This is a genomic window from Vreelandella nanhaiensis (assembly GCF_003990185.1).
In the GTDB taxonomy this organism is placed as follows: Bacteria; Pseudomonadota; Gammaproteobacteria; order Pseudomonadales; family Halomonadaceae; genus Vreelandella; species Vreelandella nanhaiensis.
Window position 1 is genome coordinate 1 of record NZ_RZHF01000021.1, and the last position, 3,258, is coordinate 3,258.

2 protein-coding genes and 2 pseudogenes are annotated in these 3,258 nt (G+C 50.3%); all 4 read left to right on the forward strand.

What is annotated here, in order from left to right; all coding sequences use genetic code 11:
- On the forward strand, positions 1–267 hold a 267-nt coding region (locus ELY38_RS14210; protein ID WP_148113541.1), incomplete at its 5' end, for a transposase.
- A gap of 219 nt (positions 268–486) precedes the next feature.
- A pseudogene (locus tag ELY38_RS14215) lies at positions 487–1,751 on the forward strand (IS1380 family transposase).
- Between the two features lie 442 nt (positions 1,752–2,193).
- Positions 2,194–2,523, forward strand: coding sequence for a four-helix bundle copper-binding protein (locus tag ELY38_RS19740; RefSeq protein ID WP_035565121.1), 330 nt, complete (start codon positions 2,194–2,196; stop codon positions 2,521–2,523).
- 233 nt (positions 2,524–2,756) lie between these two features.
- Positions 2,757–2,975, forward strand: a pseudogene (locus tag ELY38_RS14225) (transposase); the annotation flags it as partial.
- Between the last annotated feature and the right edge of the window lie 283 nt (positions 2,976–3,258).

Here is a 3,258-nt window from a genome sequence, read left to right on the forward strand (position 1 = left end):
CTCAAAGTTATGCAAGCGGCGGTTTCTGAAAAGTCACTACTGAAGCCGATGGGAAAGGCCTTGGTGACACTTGAGCGGCACGCGGAAGCAGTGGTTAGGCGCTGGCACTCGGGACTGACGAACGCAAGACTGGAAGGGATGAACGGCCTTTTTCAGGCGGCTCGGTCACGCGCACGTGGCTATCGGAACGAGGCTAACTTCATCGCCATGATCTATCTGATTGGCAGCCCGGCGGGCCGCCTATTCGATCAGGCTAAATCCACATGAAGTAACGAAGAACCGAAAAAATGCTGGCTGCTAGCGTTCCAAAAATTAATAGATTTAATTTTTATGTTAATTACTCTAGCCCGGTTTTCTCACAGGGTATAAAAGAAAGCGGCTGAAAGAGCTATGATTTCAAGAACCTAACCAATCCATCAAACACCAACAGCCGCTTCCAAAATGGTACCTGAAAAGCTCACCTTCTAGCCATTCTCACGCCGCCAAATTGAAGCCGACTTCTCTGGGGGCCACATTACGTCAGACGCCGGATTACTCCTGCTTCGTGAAGTCGATAAACAGTATCGCCTGACACGCCGCTTGGCCGCCGTGCTTCATGATCCCCGCGCACCGGAACAGATTCGTCATAAGCTCGACACTCTGGTTCGTCAGCGGGTGTTCGGTGTCGCTGCTGGCTACGAAGATTTCAACGACCATGAGGCCCTACGTTATGACCAGGCGCTTCAGACGGCGCTCGGTGAAGTGGAGGCGCTGGCGGGCAAGTCGACGCTGTGCCGGGTGGAACAGCACGCCGATTGGCAAGCAATAGTGAAGGCCCATGAGGTGCTGTGGCACCACTTCATCGAGCAGCACGAGGAGCCACCGACAGAAATCGTGCTGGACTTTGATGGTACTGATATCCCGGTTCACGGCGAGCAGCCGGGCAAGTTCTTCAACGGCTACTACGACCACCATTGCTACTTCCCGCTGTATGTCTTCTGTGGTCGCCACTTACTGGTGAGCTATCTGCGCACCAGTGACCGAAGCGACAGCCGCCATAGCTGGACCATCCTCTCACTACTGGTACGCTTTATCCGTCAATATTGGCCTGATACCCGTATCGTGTTACGAGGTGATAGCCACTTTTGTCGTCCCCAGATGCTGAACTGGTGCGATCGGCATCACGTCGACTACATCGTGGGAATCGCCAAGAACAACCGACTGCTCAAGGAAGTGGATGTGCCCATGATGCTGGTACGCAAAACCCAATGGCAGGTGGGAGAAAAAGTGGCAGGGACGTTCCGCTTCCCGTATCAAGCCCACTCCTGGCAATGCCCACGCTGAGTGGTGGCTCGTCTAGAAGAGAGCGAGCTGGGCTCCAACCCCCGGTTTATCATCAGTTCCCGTTACGATGACAGCTTCAAGCTTTACTACGCGCAGTACTTGCTCGAGACAACATGGAAAACTGAATCAAAGATCAACAACTGAGCCTGTTCGCTGACCGGACCTCCAGTACGCACTGGTGGGCCAATCAGTGGCGGCTGATGCGGCTAATCTTGTCAGGCTTCGCCTATACGCTGTTCGAGCGGTTACGGACTTACCTGAAGAAAACGTCCTTCGCGCGCATGAGCCCGAGCAACCTGAGGCTCAAGCTCATCAAAGTGGGGGCGGTCATCATCCGCAATACGTGCCGCATCCGAGTGCTGATGAGTGACAGCTATCCTTATAAAACGGCGCTATCCAACCTCGTCAGGCGGTTGGTGCCGAACTGACTGCTCGGGCGCCCCCCGGCCCGACGCAATGGGGGGAAGGGGGAAGTGTGTCTGAACGACGGAAAGTGATTAAAAAGTAGCCAATGTAAGTCTAGCCAGTAGATGTTTAGCGGTGTTACAGCCTGAGTTCGGTACTGGCTGAGAGGCTATGAGAAATCCGGACTAATTGCTTTAATTAGGAGCTCGTGGCGAGGTAACTTACAAGCGCAGCGAACGTTTCAGTGTTTTTTTGACAAAAAATTTATTATAGTAGGCCTTCCTGAATCCTAGCTGAATAATAAAAATTACGGCAAGTAACGCACAGCTACCTGGTTTATTTTTATATTTTTTGATTAGTTACCAGGTTCCCTTTCCTTGATTTATCTTTTAGGTTGTTCTAGCTTTATTATGCCAAGCAAGAACTATGGTAAATAAAATTTGATTTAATAAATGGAGAACCGAGATGGACTTCAAAAAATACGAAAACTGCATTGAAGCTTGTCACATATGCGCTGCTTATTGCGACAAGTGTGCAACTGAGTGTCTAAAAGAAGACAACGTAAAAATGATGGCGGAATGTATTCGCCTTAACATGCAATGTGCTCAAATTTGTCGGTTAGCCGCCTCATTTATGGCACAAGAAAGTGAGTTTGCGCACGAGATCTGCCGTCTATGTGCCGACATTTGTAAGAAATGTGGTGATGAGTGTGAAAAACATGATGCATCCCACTGCCAAGAGTGTGCCCAAGCTTGTCACCGCTGCGCTGAAGAATGTGCCGCAATGGCCAGCTAAGCTCTAAGCCAGCCGGGGCGAGCGCTCCGGCTCGACGTGAACTTCTATGGAGAAATTCATTTGCTTTAACTCAGGCTTTCAAATTATTGAGGTAATTATTTTGAAATAAACTCTAGTAGAAGCAAGCCTACTGCGAGCCTCTTTTAAGGAAACACTGCATAAATACGACCGTTGCTGCCTAAGTGCCACCGGCAGGGCAAAATACAGTTTTCCACTACCCGCCAGAGTTCTCGATGAAACAGATCTCGTTTGCTCAGGCTGAGCACCAGAACAATAAGAAGGTCACCCGCCGGGAACGGTTCCTGGGACAGATGTTGCGGATCTACTTCCTTCAGCAATGGTATGCACTGGTCGACGAAGCGCTTGAAGATGCCATCTATGACAGCCAGGCCATGCGCGACTTCATCTGTATCGATTTGGTCATCAAGAGTGTTCCCGACGCGACTGATCTTTCTTATTCAGTTTAGTGACAGTGGTATTGTGGGTCGCCTGTTCGATCAGGCCCCACATGAAGTGACGAAGAACCATAAAAAAGCTTGGGCATACGCCCAAGCAATCGATCAAAACAGCTTCTCTGCTATGCTACTAACTCACCCTAGAAACTATACTGGGCAGCCACCATCACACGGCTCGCATCTTCTTCACGGCCATCGGCCAACTCCGTTTCGAAGTAGCCGTACTCAATTCCGTACATCAAGCGTTCGTTGGGAGTCCACATCAGATTAAGAAATGTAT